Annotated in this window: 1 protein-coding gene; it reads left to right on the forward strand. The window is 61.9% G+C overall.

Going from position 1 to position 1,261, the window contains the following annotated elements; all coding sequences use genetic code 11:
- Window positions 1-84: 84 nt before the first annotated feature.
- A partial coding sequence (locus AC1DOC_RS34125) for a cytochrome b (protein WP_478131631.1) occupies window positions 85-1,261 on the forward strand: 1,177 nt, incomplete at its 3' end.

A 1,261-nucleotide genomic window follows, 5' to 3' on the forward strand; every position in this document is an offset into this window, starting at 1 on the left:
GCCTGTGCCGCCGCACATGTACCTGTCGGACACCAAGCTCCTGATCGGTGAAGACTCCAAGAAGGCCTGAGGCAGAAGAACAACATGGCTGAATTCCACGAAATTTCCCCCAACGCGCCCGCCGGCGAGAAGCTGCTCAACTGGGTCGACAACCGCTTCCCGCTGAGCAAGCTCTGGAACGACCAGTGGGGCAAGTACTACGCGCCGAAGAACTTCAACTTCTGGTACATCTTCGGCTCGCTCGCGATGCTGGTCCTCGTGATCCAGATCGTGACCGGCATCTTCCTCGTGATGCACTACAAGCCCGACGCGAACCAGGCGTTCGCATCGGTCGAGTACATCATGCGCGACGTGCCCTGGGGCTGGCTCATCCGCTACATCCACTCGACGGGCGCCTCGGCGTTCTTCATCGTGGTGTACCTGCACATGTTCCGCGGCCTCATGTACGGCAGCTACCGCAAGCCGCGCGAGCTGATCTGGGTCTTCGGCTGCGCGATCTTCCTGTGCCTGATGGCCGAGGCCTTCATGGGCTACCTGCTGCCATGGGGCCAGATGAGCTACTGGGGCGCCCAGGTGATCGTGAACCTGTTCGCGGCCATCCCGTTCATCGGCCCTGACCTCGCGCTGCTGATCCGCGGCGACTACGTGGTGAGCGACGCCACGCTGAACCGCTTCTTCAGCTTCCATGTGATCGCCGTGCCGCTGGTGCTGCTCGGCCTGGTGGTGGCCCACCTGATCGCGCTGCACGAAGTGGGCTCCAACAACCCCGACGGCATCGAGATCAAGGCCAAGCGCGGCCCCGATGGCCATCCGCTGGACGGCATTCCGTCGCATCCGTACTACACGGTGCACGACATCTTCGGCGTGGTGGTGTTCCTCACGATCTTCTCGGCCGTGATCTTCTTCGCGCCGGAAGCGGGCGGGTACTTCCTCGAGTACAACAACTTCATTCCGGCCGATTCGCTCAAGACGCCGAACCACATTGCGCCGGTCTGGTACTTCACGCCGTTCTATTCGATGCTGCGTGCAACCACCGACGACATGGTCAACGTGTTCGCGCTGATCATCGCCGCGGCCGCCGTCCTGAACTTCATCAAGGGCAAGTCGAGCATGGCCCTGAAGATCGCGCTGGTCGTCGTGGCGGCCGTGGTCATCTTCCTGCTCAAGGCCTTCGACGCCAAGTTCTGGGGCGTGCTGGTGATGGGCGGCTCGGTCATCATCCTGTTCTTCCTGCCATGGCTCGACAAGAGCGAAGTCAAGT

This window comes from Variovorax sp. 01T439_2 (assembly GCF_056398445.1).